Genomic DNA, 17,522 nt, shown 5'->3' on the forward strand with positions numbered 1-17,522 from the left:
GGACCGAGTGACCCAAGCCAAGACACCTTCCAAGCCCCCCGTCGCCCCACGCCGACCTCAGTCCTTCACGCGGCACGGGATCGCCGTGACCGACGACTATGCCTGGCTGAAGGACGAGAAATGGCAGGAGGTGCTGCGCGATCCCGCCGTGCTCGATCCCGACATCCGCAAATATCTCGACGAGGAAAACGTCTACACCGAGAGCCTGCTCGGCCACACCTCGCCCCTTCAGAAAACGCTGGTGCGCGAGATGCGCGGGCGGATCAAGGAGGACGATTCCAGCGTGCCCTCGCCCGACGGCCCGTTCGCCTATTTCCGCCGGTTCCGCGAGGGCGGCCAGCACGAACTGTTCGGCCGCATGCCGCGCGACGGTGGCGAGGGCCATATCGTGCTCGACGGCGATGCGCTCGCAAAGGACCACAAATATTTCAAGTTCGGTGGCAGCCGTCACTCGAACGATCACAAGCTGCAAGCCTGGAGCGCGGACACCAAGGGCTCGGAGTATTTTTCCATCCGCGTCCGCGACTGGGCCACGGGCAAGGATCTTGACGATTTGGTCGAGGAGACCGATGGCGGCATCGTCTGGAGCAAGGATTGCAAGAGCTTCTTCTATGTGAAGCTCGACGACAATCACCGGCCGATGCAGGTGTGGCGGCATAAGCTCGGCACCAAACAGGCCGACGATACGCTGGTCTATGAGGAGCAGGATTCCGGCTGGTTCACCCATCTGCACGAGAGCACCAGCGGCCGCTTCTGCGTGATCGCGGGCGGCGACCACGAGACCTCGGAGCAGCGGCTGATCGATCTCGCCCACTCCGAAGCGCCGCCGCGCCTCGTCGCAGCGCGCGAGGACGGCGTGCAATATTCGCTGGCCGACCGCGGCGACGAGCTCTTCATCCTCACCAATGCCGACGACGCCATCGACTTCAAGATCGTCACGGCGCCGCTTTGCCAGCCCGAGCGCAAGAACTGGCGCGATCTGATCCCGTACCGTCCCGGCATCTACATCATCGACCTCGATCTCTATGCCGGCCATCTGGTGCGGCTGGAGCGCGCCAATGCGCTGCCGTCGATCGTGATCCGCGATCTCACGACCAGGGACGAGCACGCCATCGCCTTCGACGAGGCTGCCTATTCGCTCGACACGATGGGCTCCTACGAATTCGAGACGACGAATTTGCGCTTCGCCTATTCGTCGATGACGACGCCGTCGGAAGTCTATGATTACGACATGGTCAAGCGCACGCGGACCTTACGCAAGCGCCAGGAGATTCCGTCCGGCCACGATGCGGCCGACTATGTCACCACGCGCATCATGGCGAAGGCGCATGACGGCGCCGAGGTGCCGGTCTCGATCCTCTATCGCCGCGGCCTGAAGCTCGACGGTTCGGCGCCGCTGCTGCTCTACGGCTACGGCTCCTATGGCATGGCGATGCCGGCCTCGTTCAACGCCAACCGCCTGTCGCTGGTCGACCGCGGTTTTGTCTACGCCATCGCCCACATCCGCGGCGGCGCCGACAAGGGCTGGGGCTGGTATCTCGACGGCAAGCGCGAGAAGAAGACCAACTCGTTCGACGATTTCGCCGCCAGCGCGCGGGCGCTGACCGAGGCGAAATACACCAGCGCAAAGCGCATCGTCGGGCATGGCGGCTCGGCGGGCGGCATGCTGATGGGCGCGGTCGCCAACCGCGCCGGTGAGCTGTTCGCCGGCATCGTTGCCGAGGTGCCGTTCGTCGACGTGCTCAACACCATGCTCGACGACACGCTGCCGCTGACGCCGCCGGAATGGCCGGAATGGGGCAACCCGATCGAAAGCGAAAAGGATTTTCGTACCATCCTGTCCTACTCGCCGTACGACAATGTCGCGGCGAAAGACTATCCGGCGATCCTGGCGATGGGCGGCTTGACCGATCCGCGCGTCACCTATTGGGAGCCCGCCAAATGGATCGCGCGCCTGCGCGCGACCATGAGCAGTGGCGGCCCGGTGTTACTCCGCACCAACATGGGCGCCGGCCATGGCGGCGCCTCGGGGCGCTTCGACCGGCTCGACGAAGTCGCGATCGTCTATGCGTTCGCGCTGTGGGCGGCCGGGATGGCGGAGGCCGGAGTGTAGCCCCTTGTAGCCCGGATGGAGCGCAGCGAAATCCGGGCTACGGGCCAGCAGTCTTGTAGGGTGGGCAAAGGCGCGTCGCGCCGTGCCCACCATCTTTCTGCGATTGTGACGCGAGCGGTGGGCACGCTTCGCTTTGCCCACCCTACGGCAGCTTAGCTGGTCACCTCTGCCTCACACCGCGCCGTGCGCCTCGACATAGAGCGCATACACCGAGTGGCTGCTGGCCATGTAGAGGCGATTGTTCTTCAGGCCGCCGAAGCAGAGATTGGCGCAGCGTTCGGGCAGCTTGATGAAGGCGAGCGGCTTGCCTTCAGGGTTGAACACCATCACGCCGTCGAGATCCTCGGACTTGCCCTTGAGCTGAAAGACTCTGCGGCCGCCGACATCGGTGGGCTCGGACTGCAGCGCGCCGTTGGAGCCCCAGCCGCACCAGAGATTGCCGTCGCGATCGACGCGGAAACCGTCGAGCGAGGCCTGGTCGGCGGCGTCGATCAGCTTGGTCTTGCCACTGAGCGAGCCGTCGTCGCCGACATTGTAGCTCCAGATGCTGCGGTTGGGCGTACCCTTCCATTCGACGATGTAGAGCTTCTTCTCGTCCGGCGAGAAGGCGAGCCCGTTCGGATTGACGAGGTCGGTGAGGACAGCGCTGACCTTGCCGTCCTTGGCAATGCGGTAGACGTTGGTGGTGGCCTGCTCGGCCTTCTCCTTCTTGCCTTCCCACTCGCCATTGATGCCGAACAGCGGATCGGTGAACCAGATGCTGTCGTCGGACTTCACCACGATGTCGTTCGGCGCGTTCAGCCGCTTGCCCTCGAACTTGTCGGCGAGCACGGTGATCTTGCCGTCCTTCTCGGTGCGGGTGATGCGGCGGGTGACGGAGTGCTCGCAGGTGACGAGGCGTCCCTGGCGGTCGCGCGCATTGCCATTGGCGTAATTGGCGTTGGCGCGGAACACGCTGGTCTGACCGCTCTTCTCGTCGAACTTCATGATCCTGTTGTTGGGAATGTCCGAGAACAGCAGATAACCGCCCTCGGGAAAATAGGCAGGACCTTCGGCCCAGCGCATGCCGGTCGCGACCTGCTCCACCGTCGAGGAATAGAGCCGGTATTTTCCAAAGCTGGGATCGAGGATCTGGACCGCGGGATCGGGGTAGCGCTGGTTGGGCGTGAACGGGAACGATTGGGCGCCGGCGGCGCGGGCGAGATATGTGGAAGCTGCGGCCGCACCAGCGCCGGCCAAGAGATTGCGTCGTGTCAGATTCATTGGAGTTCCTCCCCTGGTTAAATTGAGGCCGGCGCTTGCGTTACGCCGGCCTGTTTCTCGACATGCAATATCGGGATCGCGGACGCTTCTAGCGGCCGTTCTTCTTCCGCCATTCCGCAAAATCGGTGAGCGTCTGCGGATCGGTGGCGGGATAGAGGCCGAAGATGCCGCGGCCTCGGCCGACCTCCTCGGTGACAAAATCCTCGAACGCCGTCATCTCAAAGGTCTCGTTGGCGATCTCGTCGGCGAGATGCGCGGGGATCACGATCACGCCGTCGCTGTCGCCGAGGATGACGTCGCCGGGAAACACCGGCGCGTCGCCGCAGCCGATCGGCACGTTGATCTCGATCGCCTGGTGCAGCGTGAGGTTGGTCGGCGCGCTCGGGCGGTGGTGGTAGGCGGGAATGCCGAGCTTTGCGATCTCGGCGGAATCGCGAAAGCCGCCGTCCGTGACGACGCCGGCAACGCCGCGCTTCATCAAACGCGTCACCAGGATCGCGCCGGCAGAGGCCGCGCGCGCGTCCTTGCGGCTGTCCATCACCAGCACGCTGCCGGGCGGACAATCCTCGACCGCCTTGCGCTGCGGATGCGAGCGATCCTTGAACACATCGATGGTGTTGAGATCCTCGCGCGCCGGCATGTAGCGCAGCGTGAAGGCCTCGCCGACCATGGTCGGCTGATCGGCGCCGAGCGGATGCACGTCCTGGATCATCTGGATGCGCAGGCCGCGCTTGAACAGCGCGGTGGCGACGGTGGCGGTGGAGACGGATTTGAGCTTGTTGCGGGTGGCTTCGGAAAGTTTTGTCATTGGTCCAACTCTCTCATGGTCGTCATTCCGGGGCGCCGCGCAGCGGCGAGCCCGGAATCCATCGGGCCGCACGCAACGCGGTGAAATGGGTTCCGGGCTCGCGCTGCGCGCGCCCCGGAACAACGGTCAATAAATCGACGGCTCGCCGATCGGCGCACCGAAATCGGTCTCCAGGAAGTCGAAGTCGCAGCCGTCATTGGCCTGCTTGATATGCTTGGTGAACATCCAGCCATAGCCGCGCTCGAAGCGACGCTCGGGCTGCTTCCAGGCGGCGCGGCGCTTTTCGAGCTCGGCTTCGGGGACGTCGAGATTGATGGTGCGCGCGGCGACGTCGAGCGTGATGCGATCGCCGTTCTGCACCAGCGCCAGCGGGCCGCCGATATAGGACTCGGGCGAAACGTGCAGAATGCAGGCACCGTAGCTGGTGCCGCTCATGCGCGCGTCCGAGATGCGCACCATGTCGCGCACGCCCTGCTTCACCAGCTTGGTCGGGATCGGCAGCATGCCCCATTCCGGCATGCCCGGCCCTCCTTGCGGCCCCGCGTTGCGCAGGATCAGAATGTGGTCCTCGGTGACGTCGAGGTTGGGATCGTCGACCGCCTTCTTCATCGACGGGTAATCGTCGAACACCAGCGCCGGCCCGGTATGCTTGAGGAAGCGCGGCGCGCAGGCACTCGGCTTGATGACGCAGCCGTCGGGGGCGAGATTGCCCTTGAGCACGGCGAGCGCGCCTTCCTTGTAGATGGGATTGTCGATGGAGCGGATCACGTCGTCATTGTGGACTTCCGCGTGAGCGATGTTTTCGCCGAGCGTCTGGCCGGTGACGGTGATGCAGTCGAGATGCAGATGCGGCTTGATCTGGCCCATCAACGCCGGCAGGCCGCCGGCATAGAAGAAGTCTTCCATCAGATAGGCATCGCCGCTTGGGCGGACGTTGGCGATCACGGGCACCTTGCGGCTCGCCTTCTCGAAATCGTCGAGGCCGATGTCGAGGCCAGCGCGGCGGGCCTGCGCGATCAGATGGATGATCGCATTGGTCGAGCAGCCCATCGCCATGGCAACCGCGACCGCATTCTCGAACGCTTTGCGGGTCTGGATCGTCTTCGGCGTCAGATCTTCCCACACCATCTCGACGATGCGGCGGCCGCACTCACTGGCCATGCGGATGTGGTTGGCGTCGGCGGCCGGAATCGAGGAGGCGCCCGGCAGCGTCATGCCGATCGCTTCCGCAATCGCCGTCATGGTCGAGGCCGTGCCCATGGTCATGCAGGTGCCGTAGCTCCGCGCAATGCCGGCTTCGATATCGAGCCAATCCTTGTCGGAGATTTTGCCGGCGCGCCGCTCGTCCCAATATTTCCAGCCATCGGAGCCGGAGCCGAGCGTCTTGCCCTTCCAGTTGCCGCGCAGCATCGGACCGGCCGGCAGGTAGATCGCCGGGATGTTCATCGAGGTCGCGCCCAGCAGCAGCGCCGGCGTGGTCTTGTCGCAGCCGCCCATCAGCACCACGCCGTCAACGGGGTGGCTGCGCAGCAGCTCCTCGGCGTCCATGGCGAGCAGATTGCGGTAAAGCATGGTGGTCGGCTTGAGCAGCGATTCCGACAGCGACAGCGCCGGCAGCTCCAGCGGCAGGCCGCCGGCCATCAGGATGCCGCGCTTGACGTCGTCGACGCGCGACTTGAAGTGCATGTGGCAGGGCTGCGCGTCCGACCAGGTGTTGAGGATTGCGATGATCGGGCGATCCTTCCACTCCTCCGGGGCGTACCCCATCTGCATGGTTCGGGACCGGTGTCCGAACGAGCGGAGATCGTCGGGCGCGAACCAGCGCGCGCTGCGGAGCTGGTCGGGCGTGATTTTCTTCTTGGTCATGATTGGGTGCCCCATTTCTGGACGGTGTTCCGCTCGATGGCGCGGAAGATCAGGTTCTCGACAAAGAGCCCGATGATAATCACCGTCAAGAGGCCTGCGAAGACCGCAGGTATGTCGAGGAGGTTACGGTTCTCGAAGATGAACCAGCCGAGCCCGCCCTGCCCCGAGGACACGCCGAACACCAGCTCGGCTGCGATCAGGGTGCGCCAGGCAAAGGCCCAGCCGATCTTGAGGCCGGTGAGGATCGAGCCGAAGGCCGCGGGGATGAGGATCTTGGCCACGTAAGGCAGCCCGCGCAGGCCGTAGTTGCGCCCGACCATACGCAGCGTGTTGGACACGCTCTTGAAGCCGGAATGGGTGTTGAGCGCGACCGGCCACAGCACCGAATGGATCAGCACGAAGACGAGGCTGCCATTGCCGAGCCCGAACCAGATCAGCGCCAGCGGCAGCAGCGCGATCGCCGGCAGCGGGTTGAACATCGCCGTCACCGTTTCGAGGAAATCGGTGCCGATGCGTGTCGAGATGGCGAGGATCGTGAAGATTGCGGCGAGCACGATGCCGGCCGAATAGCCCATGAACAGGACCTTCAGCGAGGTCCAGGCCCGCATCGGTATGGTGCCGTCCTTGACGCGATCGTAGAGCGTGGCGATCGTGTCGTGCAGCGTCGGGAACAGCAGGGGATTATCGAGATAGAGGCCGTAGGCCTCCCAGACCGCCGCGAGGAACAGGATGATGACGGTCTTGCGGACAAAGCCGTCGTTCCAGAGCAGCTCAAGCACGCTCAGCTTGCGCTCGACCTCGCTCGCACCGGTCGCGGCGACCGGCGCGTCACGCAGCAATATCCTTGCTTCGCCCATCAGCTATTCCCTCAATGCGCCGTGGCTTCGCCGGCGAACAGGAGATCGTGGATCTCCTTCTCCAGCCGGCCGGCGCTGCCGTCGTCGTTGCCGACCTTGTCGACGTCGATCACCTCGGCCTTGACCCGGCCGGGATGCGGCGACAGCAGCAGGATGCGGTTGCCGATACGGATCGCTTCCGCGATCGAATGCGTCACGAACAGCACGGTGAATTTGGTCTCGCTCCAAAGCTGAAGCAGCTCGTCCTGGCAGGTGCGCCGCGTCAGCGCGTCGAGCGCGGCGAACGGCTCGTCCATCAGCAGGATGTCCGGCTCCATCGCCATGCCGCGCGCAATCGCAACGCGCTGCTTCATGCCGCCGGAGAGCGTGTGCGGATAGGCATCGACGACGCGGGTGAGGCCGACCTTCTCGATATAGGCCCGCGCCCGCAGCTCAGCGTCCTTGCGCGACAGCTTTCGCGCGGTCAGCAGCGGAAACATCACGTTCGCGAGCACGCTCTTCCAGGGCAGGAGCTGATCGAACTCCTGGAAGATCATCATGCGGTCGGCGCCCGGACCATGGATCTCGCGATCGTTGATGGTCATGCGGCCCTCGCTCGGGCTCATGTAGCCGCCGACCGCCTTGAGCAGGGTCGACTTGCCGCAGCCGGACGGCCCGAGCAGCACGAAGCGGTCGGACTTGTCGACGGTGAAGCTTACCCTTTCGGTGGCGGTGACGACGGCGCTGGAGGTCTTGTAGCGCAGCGTCACTGAGCTGACATCGAGCAGCGCCATCAGTTGCCTTTCAGGTCGTGCGCGACGGGGAGATAATAGTCGGTCCAGGCCTTGGGCTGGTTCTTCAGCGTACCGGTCTTGAACAGATGCGCCGCGAACTTCATCGTGCCCTGCGGCTCGAGATTCCACTCCATCATGCCCGGCTCCTTCAGGAGATCGAGCAGTTCTTCCACCGAGGTCTTGTCGCCGGTGATCTCCTTGTAGATCTCGACCGCCTGCTTGGTGTCGCTGCGGATCAGATCCTGCGCCTCCTTGGTGGCATCGCGCACGGCCTGAATGATTTTCGGATTGGCGTCGGCGAATTTCGTCGTGGTGAAGAACTGGGCCTGGCTCAGCGGGCCGCCCATCACGTCAGGCGAGTTCAGCACGACATGCGCGCCCGGCACGTTCTTCAGCTCCAGGAAAGTGAAGGGCGGGATCGAGAAGTGGGTGTGCACCTCGTGCTTGGGATTGGACAGCGCCGCATAGGCATCGGGATGGCCGAGCTGCACGGTGTTGGCGTCCAGCTTCGACCATTGGTCGGCGCCGAAGGCCTCGGCGGCCGCGATCTGCAGCACGATCGCCTGCGTGGAAACCTTCACCGTCGGCACCGCGATCTTGTCGCTGGGCCCAAAATCCTTGATCGACTTGATGTTGGCGTCGCGGCTGATCAGCGTCATCGGCTGCGCCGAGGTCGCGACGATGCCCTTCACGCCGCCGCGAGTGCGGTCCCACAGCAGCAAGAGATTGCCGGTGCCGGTGTTGAGGATGTCGACGCCGCCGGCGAGCAGCGCATCGGTCTGCGCGCCGCCACCGGAGAAGGTGATCCATTTGGTGGTGACGCCTGATACGCCGAGAGCGGCCGCGTGCTTCTCGATCAGCTTCTGCTTTTCCATGATATGGCTCGGCATGTAGAAAATGCCGGGCTGGCGCGACAGCGAGATCTCGGACTTCTGCTGCGCATGGGCCGCGGATACCGAGAGAGCGGTTGCGGCGATCAGGGCGGCAGCCGCAAGCTTGCTACGAAGTTGCTTGATCATTGTTGTGTGTTTCCTCCGGGTAGGCGCGAGCCCGCGTTGACCCTGCTGATGCACTAATATATTAGTGCATCAAAGGCAAGCCCGCGGGACCCGACATGGAAGCAGCCCACTCCGCGCCGCGCGCGGCCGCAAAAACCGCTTCGAGACCTGCCGCCCGGCTCGATCGCGCCCGACAGGCCGCGCCGCAGGTGTTCGAGCGGCTGCGCAATGCGATCATCGCCCTTGAGCTGCCGCCGGGCGCGCCCCTCTCACGCGCCGAGCTTGCCGGCCAGTTCGGCGTCAGCTCGACACCGGTGCGCGATGCCCTGATGCGGCTCGAGGAAGAGGGCCTGGTCGACGTCTTCCCGCAGCACGCGACTGTCGTCAGCCGGATCGACATCAGCCGCGCCGAGCAGGCGCATTTCCTGCGTCAGGCACTGGAGCTGGAGATTGTCCGCCTGCTCGCCGCCAGCCGGGACGCGGCGCTCGTGGTCCGCCTGGATCACGCCATCGCGCTGCAACAGCAATTTGCCAAGGCCGGCGACTTCGAGGCCTTCATGACCGGGGACAACGACTTCCACGCCCAGCTCTACGCCGCCGCCGGAAAGCAAGATTTGTGGACGCTGGTGCGCAGAAGCAGCGGACATATCGACCGGCTGCGCCGGCTGCATCTGCCCTCGCCCGGCAAGGCCCAGAACATCGTCCGCCATCACAAGCTGATCACGCGCGCCATCGAAGCCGGAGACGCCGATGCGGCGCAACAGCATCTGCGCAAGCACCTGTCGGGCACGCTCAGCGAGCTGGACAAGATCCGGAGCCACCATCCCGAATACCTGACCGACTAGGCGCGCGACACGACCCGGGCGTGCGCCAAGGGGCTCCATGTGCACGTAAGCATGCATATGGTGGCTTCGCCGGAATCGCGCGAGGCGGACGACGTGTCGGCCGCGAAGTGCTTGCAGGATGGGCGCAATCCGCGCAACAATTTCGCATTTGAGGCTGTGATTTGGGTCGCCGGGAACATTCCCGTACGATCAGGAGGTTTTGACGTGGCCAACATCCTGATTGTGGATGACGATCCGGCCGTGCAGATCACGATCCGGCTGATCCTGGAGAGAGCGGGTCATCACGTCACCGTCGCCAGCGACGGCTACAAGGGACTTGTGCTGTTTGAGACGAGCCGGTTCGACCTCTTGTTCCTCGACATATTCATGCCCGGCATGGACGGACTGGAGACGATGCGCCACATCCGGGTGCGACAGCCTGCCCTTCCGATCATCGTCATTTCCGGCCGCTCCGCCGCGCCGGACGCCTATGCCGAGCCGGACTTTCTGAAGATGGCGACCAAGCTCGGCGCGGTCGCAAGTCTGCGGAAGCCGTTCCGGCCGGACGCGCTGCTCGCCGCCGTCCACGGCTGCCTCATATCGCAACCCGATGCCGGCTCCGGCAGCCGGACGGGGTGATCCATGTTGCAGCGTAGCAGGACATTCGGGACCGTTTGCGACGCGGCGCAAAGGCCGATATGACCCTCGCGACCCGGCTGGCCATCGCAATGATCTTGCTGGTCGCGATTGCGGTCGCCGCCGTCGGATGGCTGAGCCATTACAGCCTGGAGCAAGCCTTCCTGCCGCGCGTGCTCGACCGTATCGAGAGCCAATCGCGGCTCCTGGCCTCGCAGCTCGAAGCGCATGCGAATGGCGCCCGCGCCGACGTTGCGACGTTCCGCGCCCGTGCCGCCGCGCGCGGCATGATCGATGCCCATTTCAACAACGGGATCGATCCGGTCGACCACCTCTCGGAGAAGACCTGGCGCGCCCGGTTGCTGACGCGCCTCGTAGCCGACGTCGGCGCCAATCCGGCCTACGCAAAATTCCGCATCATCGGCACGGACGGCGTCGAATATCTGCGCGTCGACCGCTCCGGCCCGAACGGAGCGGTGCGTGCCGTTCCCGACGATGCCTTGCAGAACAAGGACGAGCGCTCCTTCTTCCAGGAGGCGATCAAGCTGGCGGAAGACCAAGTCTACGTCTCCCCGGTGGATCTGGATGTCGACGACGGCGTGCTTCGGATGCCCTATGTTCCGACGTTGCGCGTCGCGGCGCCCCTGTTTGGGCCCAATCACCGGCTGTTCGGCATCGTCGTCGTCAATGTCGACATGCGCCAGGTGTTCGACCGTATCAGGATATCGGTTCGGAACGGTGAGTCGGTCTATGTCGTCGGCCGCAACGGCGATTATCTCGTGCATCCGGACCGCACCCGCGAGTTCGGTTCGCAACTGGGGACACCAACGCGCTGGCAGGACGATTTCCCCTATTTCGCTGCAATCACCGGATCGACGCTGGGTGCGACCCACGTCGTGCCGGGCAGTGACGACAAGCCGAGCGGGACCGCGATCGCGCCCGCAATCCTGGCCGAGGACCAGTGGGTCGGTATCATCCGCGTCGTGCCCAACGCCGTCTTCATGGCGCCGGCCGTCACCATCGAAAGAACGACCATCACGATCGGCCTCATCGCCGTGCTGGTCGCGGCCTTGCTGGCCGTGCTGCTGGCGCGGTCGTTGACCCGGCCGATCGGGCAGCTCACTGCGGCGGTCGAGTGGCTTGGCCGGGACAATTCCATGAGAATTCCAACCGACGCCCCCGGCGAGACCGGTGTGCTGGCGCGGGCATTTGCCGGTCTGATCGACGAAATGCGGGCGAAGACGGCAGCGCTGGAGCATGAGGTCGAGCAGCGGCGGCGCACGGAGGCCGCGCGCGACCAGCTCGCCGTCCGCGAACGGCTGTTCAGCGCGGCGGTCGAATCCTCCGACGATTCGATCGTCATGCAGACGCTCGACGGCATCATCATCGGGTGGAATGCGGCGGCCGAGCGCCTCTACGGCTATACGGCCGAGGAAGCGGTCGGACAGCCGACCTCGATCCTCCTGCCGCCCGATCGCCGCGAAGAGGCGAGGGACTATCTGCGGCGGATTGCGACGGGCGAGCGGATTGAGCATTTCGAGACGGTGCGCCTGCGCAAGGACGGCAGTCCGGTCGAAATCTCGGTGAGCCTGTCACCGATCAGGGGCGATTCGGGCGAGATCATCGGCGCGTCCGGCACGGCGCGCAGCCTGACCGAGGCGCGACGGACCGAGCGCGCGCTGCAACAGCAGATCGAGGAACGGCGGCAGCTGTTCGACGCCTCGGAAGATCTGATCATGATCATGGATTCGCGGGGCCATATCGTGCAGATCAGTCCGAGCAGCCAGGTCGTTCTCGGCTACCCGCCGGACGAGATGATCGGCCGCAGCGGCGTCGATTTCATCCATCCCGCGCATCTCGATCAATCCCGCGAGGAGATGCGCGCGCTCCGGCGCGGCGGGCACCCCAAGCTCGCCGACACCCGCTGCATCCACAAGGACGGACACGAGGTCTGGCTGTCCTGGCTCGGCAACTGGTCCGATCAGGCCAGGCGCTTCTTCTTCGTCGGACGCGACATGACCGAGGCGAGGCGCGCGGAAGAGTCCTTGCGCGAAAGCGAGCTGCTCGCGCGCAACATCGTCGAGACCGCGCTCGACGCCTTCGTCCAGACCGATGACCGCAGCGCCATCCTGACCTGGAGCTCGCGGGCCGAAGAGCTGTTCGGGTGGCGCCGCGACGAGGTGCTGGGCAGGAATGCGGTCGACCTCATCGTCGCAGAGAGCGAGCGCGAGAGGGTCAAGGCCGGACTCGCGCGCTTTCTCGAGTCCCAGGACGGCCAGACGCTCAACCGGCGCCGCGAGCTCATGGTCCGTCGTCGCGACGGCGGGGAATTCAAGGCGGAGCTGAGCGTCACGGCGCTGAGACGCCGCGAAGGCATTCTGTTCAACGTGTTCTACCGCGACCTCACCGACAAGATCGCGTCCGAGGAGCGCATCCGCCACGCCGAGAAGATGGAGGCGGTCGGCCAGCTCACCGGCGGCGTGGCGCATGACTTCAACAACATCCTCACCGTCATCACCGGAACGATCGAGATCTTGGCCGGCGCGGTGGCCAATGAGCCGGATCTTGTGGCGATCACGAAGATGATCGACGAGGCCGCGGGGCGCGGCGCCGAGCTGACCCAGCACCTGCTCGCTTTCGCCCGCAAGCAGCCGCTCCAGCCGCGCGAGATCGACATCAACTCGCTGATCATCGACACCGCAAGGCTGTTGCGCCCGACGCTGGGCGAGCAGATCCAGATCGAATCGGTATTCGAGGACGAGAGCTGCGTTGCGATCGTCGATCCCAACCAGCTCACCACCGCGATCCTCAACCTCGCGCTCAATGCCCGCGACGCCATGCCCGGCGGCGGCAAGCTGATCGTCGAGACGGGCGCCGCCTATCTCGACGAGGTCTATGCCAGCGTCAACGACATCAGGCCCGGACATTACGTGCTGATCGCCGTGAGCGACACCGGCACCGGCATCCCTGCGAACATGCTGGCCCGGGTGTTCGATCCGTTCTTCACCTCGAAGGGACCGGGCAAGGGCACCGGGCTCGGGCTCTCGATGGTCTACGGCTTCATCAAGCAGTCCGCGGGCCACATCAAGATCTACAGCGAGGAAGGTCACGGCACCACGATCAAGATGTATCTGCCGCCGGGCAAGACGCCCACGGCGGAGAGCGAAGGCGTGATGCCGTCGACGATCGAGGGCGGACACGAGACGATCCTCGTGGTCGAGGACGACCGGCTGGTGCGCGACTACGTGCTGGCGCAGCTGCATTCGCTCGGCTACGTCACCTTGCAGGCCGCGAATGCCGCGGAGGCGCTCGCGATCGTCGCCACCGGCAAGCCGTTCGACCTCCTGTTCACCGACGTCATCATGCCGGGCAAGATGAACGGACGGCAGTTGGCCGACGAGGTGCTGAAGACGCATCCCGGCCTCAGGGTGGTCTACACGTCAGGCTATACCGAGAACGCGATCATCCATCACGGCCGGCTGGATTCAGGCGTCCTGCTGCTGGCGAAGCCGTATCGCAAATCCGATCTGGCGCGGATGATCCGCAAGGCGCTGCAGGGATGACAGTCTCGTGTCCCGGACGCACCGCAGCGCCATAAGCGCGTTCACGCGTGTCTTCGACGCGCTATGCTCTGCTGTGCAGAGCCGGGACCCAAAATTGTCCGCGGTGAAATTGGAGAGATGGGCCCCGGCTCTGCAGCGCACCACTGCGTGATGCACTGCGTCCGGGGCAGGAGAAGAGAACCCACCCTACGACGCGCGCTGCGCCGCGGTCATCACGATGCGGATCAGATCGGCGGCGTTGCGCGCACCGAGCTTCTTCATGATGTTGGCGCGGTGGTCCTCGATGGTGCGTGGGCTGATGCCGAGCGTGCGGCCGGCTTCCTTGTTGGACGCACCGGAAGCGAACTGCTCGAGCACCTCGCGTTCACGCCGCGTCAACGGCTCGCGTCCGGGGAAGTGCAGCGAAGAGAATTTCGGCGACACGCTCTCTGCCTGCCTGCGTGCATAGGCTCCGATCGCCTCGTCCAGCCGGCCGACGATCTCGCTGCCGCGGAACGGCTTTTCGATGAAATCCAGCGCGCCGCTCTTGATGGCACCCACCGCCATCGAGATGTCGCCCTGCCCGGAGATCATGAAGATCGGCGCCGGATAATCTTCGCCGTGCAGTTCCTTCAGAATGTCGAGGCCCGACTTTCCGGGAATGTGCACGTCGAGCAGGATCGCAGCCGGCGTACGGCTTCGCGCGACGGAGAGCAGGGCTGCGCCATCCGCAAAACAGATGACCTCATAGCCCGCTGCCTTCAACACCATCGACAAAGTGTCGCGAACGGCAGGGTCGTCGTCGACTACGAAGATTTCACCACGAGAGGTTTGCTCGGCCATGTGCCACATCCAGTTGGCATTACGGACTCGCGTCCGCGCCAACCGTTATGGCGTTCGGCGCGGATTCGGCCCACCCGTATTTGTACGGGACATAGACTTAACGCACAAGTAGCGGCAGTGCGCCTAATTGCAGGAGACGGAGAATATCCATGCTAAATTTGGCCGATACGCCGCCGCAGGTCGCGACATCCGATGCCGACAGCCAACGATTGATCGCCGCCGACCTTCGCTTGCTGATCGCGCAGATCGAGACCAGCATGCGCCGGATAGCCGCAGCCATGGATCAAGAACACAGCAACGATCCGGAAGGTTCCGCCGACGTCTTCATACTCGACGACGTCACGCCGCGTTATGCCAGCGCGAACGCCGCCCTCAACGCCTGCCGGGCAGGGCTCGGCCACGCCCTGCAATGCCTGTCTGGATCCGGCAATCCGGCTTGAATCGCGACCGGCGCGGCGCAGCGTCCGCGTCCGATCGCATGGCAGCTCCGCGCCTCAGGCGCGGTGCCTTTCCACGATCGCGTCGGTGGCGACGCCGCCCCAGGTGTGGATCGCCGGCAGCCCCATTGCGGTCTTGCCGAGATTGGCGAGGCTGATGCGCAGCGCCGCGAGATCGAGCGGCTTCGGCAGGCCCTGGAGCTGAATCCCGACCGAACGGGCAAAGCTGCGGGCGGCGCTGCGGCGCTTGCCGTCCATACCGCTGATGACGATCACGTGGCCTGCGAATTTCGCTGCCGCCATCTCGCGCAGCACGTCGATGCCGTCGCCATCCTCCAGCACGAGATCAAGCGTCACGCAGTCGAAGCGGGCGGCGCGGAGCTGTTCGATCGCCTCGGCGACGGACGGCGCCACCGTGACTTCATGGCCGGCCTGCCTGGCGGCGACCGTGATCAGGCTGCGCTGCGTGGCGTCGTCGTCGACCACCAGGAGCTGAAGCGCACGCCGCTCGGCGACGTCGGGCAGATTTGACGGGATGGGGGAGAGGGAACTTCGGGGCATTGCCGTATCCTGAGATTGAGACGAGCAATTGCTACACGGCTCGCGCTTAGGCCCCGTAAAGCCGGGGCGGCGAATTCGTCCGGATGTTTTAGCAAATATGAACCAACGTCTCGGAAAACGGCGACGGGGCGCGCATGACGAGGCCTATTTGGAGATCACGCTGCCTCGTCACGGCCGCCGGCGGCGCCGCGCTTCTTTCGGTTCTTGCCGCGCAGGAACTGGATGTCCATTTCGGCGCCGTTGACGCGCACCAGCTCGCAACGGCGATAGGCGAGCCCGGTCGACGACAGCAGCAGGAAGAATTCCTTCAGGTTCAATCCCTGGATCGAGCCTTCCACCGTGAGGATGGCGTCGGTGTCGGAAATCGCATTGAGCTTGCAGTCGCGCCGCCACGTGCCGTCGATCGCCATGATGCAGACATCATAGCCACGACTGAATGTGACGCGCTCCGCGCCCTTGCCATCATCGGCCATGCTTATCGTCCTGCCATCACCGCCATGCGCGGCGGCGCGCTGGCGAGAGCCGGCCTGGCCGCGGCCGCACGCGGGTCGTTCGGCTTGTAGAGGCCGCGGCGATCCGGGATCGGCCGGAACGTATCGGTCAGTCCGACCACGGTCTCGGCTGCACCCAGCACCAGGAAGCCGTCGGGTTCGATCTGGCGGGCCAGGCGGTTGAAGATGTTGATCTTGGTGTCCTGGTCGAAATAGATCAGCACGTTGCGGCAGAAGATGACGTCGAAGGTGCCGAGCTGGGCAAAATCATGCAGCAGGTTGAGCTGCCGGTGCTGGATCATCGCGCGCAGCTCGGGATTGATCTGCCAGGTCTCGCCGGTCTGCTTGAAATATTTCATCAGCATCTGGATCGGCAGGCCGCGCTGCACTTCGAACTGGCTGTAGATGCCGGCCTTGGCCTTCTCGAGCACCTCCTGCGACAGGTCGGTCGCGATGATCTCGACGCGCCAGCCGGTCAGAGCCGCGCCCATCTCCTTCAGGCACATCGCCAGCGAATAGGGCTCCTGCCCGGTCGAGCCGGCGGCGCACCAGATGCGCACGCTGCGTCGGCCGGCACGCGCCTTGATGACCTCAGGCATGATGGTGTCGCGGAAATGATCGAACGGGACCTTGTCGCGAAAGAAGAAGGTCTCGTTGGTGGTCATGGCTTCGACCACGCTGGTGACGAGCGCGCTCGAGCTGCCCTGCAGCTTCTGCACGAGCTCGCCGATACCGGAGAGCCCGGCCTTGCGGGCGAGCGGCAACAACCGGCTTTCGATCAGATATTGCTTGTCTGCGGACAGGTCGAGCCCGGAATGATCCCTCAGGAATTTACGCAGATACTCATACTCGGTCGGGGTCACGGATAGCCTCTCGGAAGCTTTACTGGGGACACTCTGGCTGAAACGCTCTGGCCAGACACTCAGACCATGGCTTGTCCGACCGGGATCAGGCCGACTTCAGCGAACTTGTCGGCGATGATGTCTTTGTCGAAGGGCTTCATGATGTATTCGTTGGCGCCGCCGCTGAGCGCCTGAGCGATATGAGCCACGTTGTTCTCGGTGGTGCAGAACACCACTTTCGGCTGGTCGCCGCCGGGCAGGCGGCGCATGTGGCCCATGAACTCGAAGCCGTCCATCACGGGCATGTTCCAGTCGAGCAGCACCGCATCGGGCAGCTGCCGCTGGCAGATCTCCAGCGCCTTCGAGCCGTCCTCGGCCTCGGTAACTTCGAATTCCAGGCCTTCCAGGATCCGGCGCGCGATCTTGCGCACGACACTGGAATCATCGACCACCAAACAGGTCTTCATCTTGGTTCTCCGGCTTTAAATGTCTTTCGTGAAAGTTCAGGCAGCCATTTGTACTTCGGTCTTGAGCTCGAGGACGCGATCGACGTCGAGGACGACCATGAGCTGACCGTCGAGACGATGGACGCCGCCGGCGAGCTTGGCCATGCGGGGGTCGAGGTTGACGGGGTTCTCTTCCATGCCGGCCTCGGGCAGGCGCAGCAC

At 64.6% G+C, this 17,522-nt stretch carries 16 protein-coding genes and 1 pseudogene; 5 read left to right on the top strand and 12 right to left on the bottom strand.

Annotated elements, in window-relative coordinates; all coding sequences use genetic code 11:
- Window positions 1-7: 7 nt before the first annotated feature.
- Window positions 8-2,113 carry a S9 family peptidase gene (locus tag JQ627_RS31680; protein ID WP_212488281.1) on the top strand — a complete coding sequence of 702 codons (2,106 nt, stop codon included), beginning with the start codon at window positions 8-10 and terminating at the stop codon, window positions 2,111-2,113.
- Window positions 2,114-2,284: 171 nt separating this feature from the next.
- On the opposite strand, the gene JQ627_RS31685 is transcribed toward JQ627_RS31680, so the two are convergent.
- The 6 genes from JQ627_RS31685 to JQ627_RS31710 form a co-directional block, all read right to left on the bottom strand.
- Window positions 2,285-3,376: an SMP-30/gluconolactonase/LRE family protein gene (locus JQ627_RS31685; RefSeq protein ID WP_212488282.1), complete on the bottom strand. Its 1,092-nt coding sequence runs from the start codon at window positions 3,374-3,376 to the stop codon at window positions 2,285-2,287.
- An 88-nt stretch (window positions 3,377-3,464) separates the two neighbouring features.
- The gene (locus tag JQ627_RS31690) at window positions 3,465-4,184 is read right to left on the bottom strand and encodes a ribonuclease activity regulator RraA (RefSeq protein WP_212488283.1); all 720 of its coding nucleotides are present in this window, start codon (window positions 4,182-4,184) and stop codon (window positions 3,465-3,467) included.
- A 126-nt stretch (window positions 4,185-4,310) separates the two neighbouring features.
- A complete protein-coding gene (gene araD / locus JQ627_RS31695) occupies window positions 4,311-6,050 on the bottom strand; it encodes an L-arabinonate dehydratase (RefSeq protein WP_212488284.1) in 1,740 nt (579 codons plus the stop codon).
- Window positions 6,047-6,907, bottom strand: coding sequence for an ABC transporter permease (locus tag JQ627_RS31700; RefSeq protein ID WP_212488285.1), 861 nt, complete (start codon window positions 6,905-6,907; stop codon window positions 6,047-6,049). Before JQ627_RS31700 ends, araD begins: the two co-directional genes overlap by 4 nt.
- An 11-nt stretch (window positions 6,908-6,918) precedes the next feature.
- Entirely contained in the window at window positions 6,919-7,680 is a 762-nt protein-coding gene (locus JQ627_RS31705) for an ABC transporter ATP-binding protein (protein ID WP_212488286.1), read from the bottom strand.
- Window positions 7,680-8,699: an ABC transporter substrate-binding protein gene (locus JQ627_RS31710; RefSeq protein ID WP_212488287.1), complete on the bottom strand. Its 1,020-nt coding sequence runs from the start codon at window positions 8,697-8,699 to the stop codon at window positions 7,680-7,682. The genes JQ627_RS31705 and JQ627_RS31710 overlap by 1 nt, the downstream gene beginning before the upstream one ends.
- A 95-nt stretch (window positions 8,700-8,794) precedes the next feature.
- On the opposite strand from JQ627_RS31710, the gene JQ627_RS31715 reads away from it, so the two are divergent.
- From JQ627_RS31715 to JQ627_RS31725, 3 genes are all read left to right on the top strand, one after another.
- Window positions 8,795-9,523 (top strand): GntR family transcriptional regulator, encoded by a 729-nt coding sequence (locus tag JQ627_RS31715; RefSeq protein WP_212488288.1) that lies wholly within the window; start codon window positions 8,795-8,797, stop codon window positions 9,521-9,523.
- Between the two features lie 204 nt (window positions 9,524-9,727).
- Window positions 9,728-10,141, top strand: a complete 414-nt coding sequence (locus JQ627_RS31720; RefSeq protein WP_212488289.1) for a response regulator — start codon at window positions 9,728-9,730, stop codon at window positions 10,139-10,141.
- A gap of 59 nt (window positions 10,142-10,200) precedes the next feature.
- Window positions 10,201-13,701: a PAS domain S-box protein gene (locus JQ627_RS31725; RefSeq protein WP_212488290.1), complete on the top strand. Its 3,501-nt coding sequence runs from the start codon at window positions 10,201-10,203 to the stop codon at window positions 13,699-13,701.
- 186 nt (window positions 13,702-13,887) lie between these two features.
- Here JQ627_RS31725 and JQ627_RS31730 read toward each other — a convergent pair whose 3' ends face one another.
- The gene (locus tag JQ627_RS31730; protein ID WP_028149329.1) at window positions 13,888-14,523 is read right to left on the bottom strand and encodes a response regulator transcription factor; all 636 of its coding nucleotides are present in this window, start codon (window positions 14,521-14,523) and stop codon (window positions 13,888-13,890) included.
- Window positions 14,524-14,672: 149 nt separating this feature from the next.
- On the opposite strand from JQ627_RS31730, the gene JQ627_RS31735 reads away from it, so the two are divergent.
- Window positions 14,673-14,963: a hypothetical protein gene (locus JQ627_RS31735; RefSeq protein ID WP_212488291.1), complete on the top strand. Its 291-nt coding sequence runs from the start codon at window positions 14,673-14,675 to the stop codon at window positions 14,961-14,963.
- Between the two features lie 54 nt (window positions 14,964-15,017).
- Here JQ627_RS31735 and JQ627_RS31740 read toward each other — a convergent pair whose 3' ends face one another.
- The 5 genes and pseudogenes from JQ627_RS31740 to JQ627_RS39265 all read right to left on the bottom strand — a co-directional run.
- On the bottom strand, window positions 15,018-15,521 hold the full coding sequence (locus JQ627_RS31740) for a response regulator (RefSeq protein ID WP_212488292.1): 504 nt from the start codon (window positions 15,519-15,521) through the stop codon (window positions 15,018-15,020).
- Between the two features lie 155 nt (window positions 15,522-15,676).
- Window positions 15,677-15,994 (bottom strand): PilZ domain-containing protein, encoded by a 318-nt coding sequence (locus JQ627_RS31745; protein WP_212488293.1) that lies wholly within the window; start codon window positions 15,992-15,994, stop codon window positions 15,677-15,679.
- A 2-nt stretch (window positions 15,995-15,996) separates the two neighbouring features.
- Window positions 15,997-16,875, bottom strand: coding sequence for a protein-glutamate O-methyltransferase CheR (locus tag JQ627_RS31750; RefSeq protein ID WP_212488294.1), 879 nt, complete (start codon window positions 16,873-16,875; stop codon window positions 15,997-15,999).
- Between the two features lie 59 nt (window positions 16,876-16,934).
- Entirely contained in the window at window positions 16,935-17,321 is a 387-nt protein-coding gene (locus tag JQ627_RS31755) for a response regulator (RefSeq protein WP_018321619.1), read from the bottom strand.
- Between the two features lie 36 nt (window positions 17,322-17,357).
- Window positions 17,358-17,522: pseudogene (locus JQ627_RS39265) on the bottom strand (chemotaxis protein CheW); the annotation flags it as partial.

The sequence above is a fragment of the Bradyrhizobium liaoningense genome, assembly GCF_018130785.1.
Taxonomy (GTDB): domain Bacteria; phylum Pseudomonadota; class Alphaproteobacteria; order Rhizobiales; family Xanthobacteraceae; genus Bradyrhizobium; species Bradyrhizobium liaoningense_A.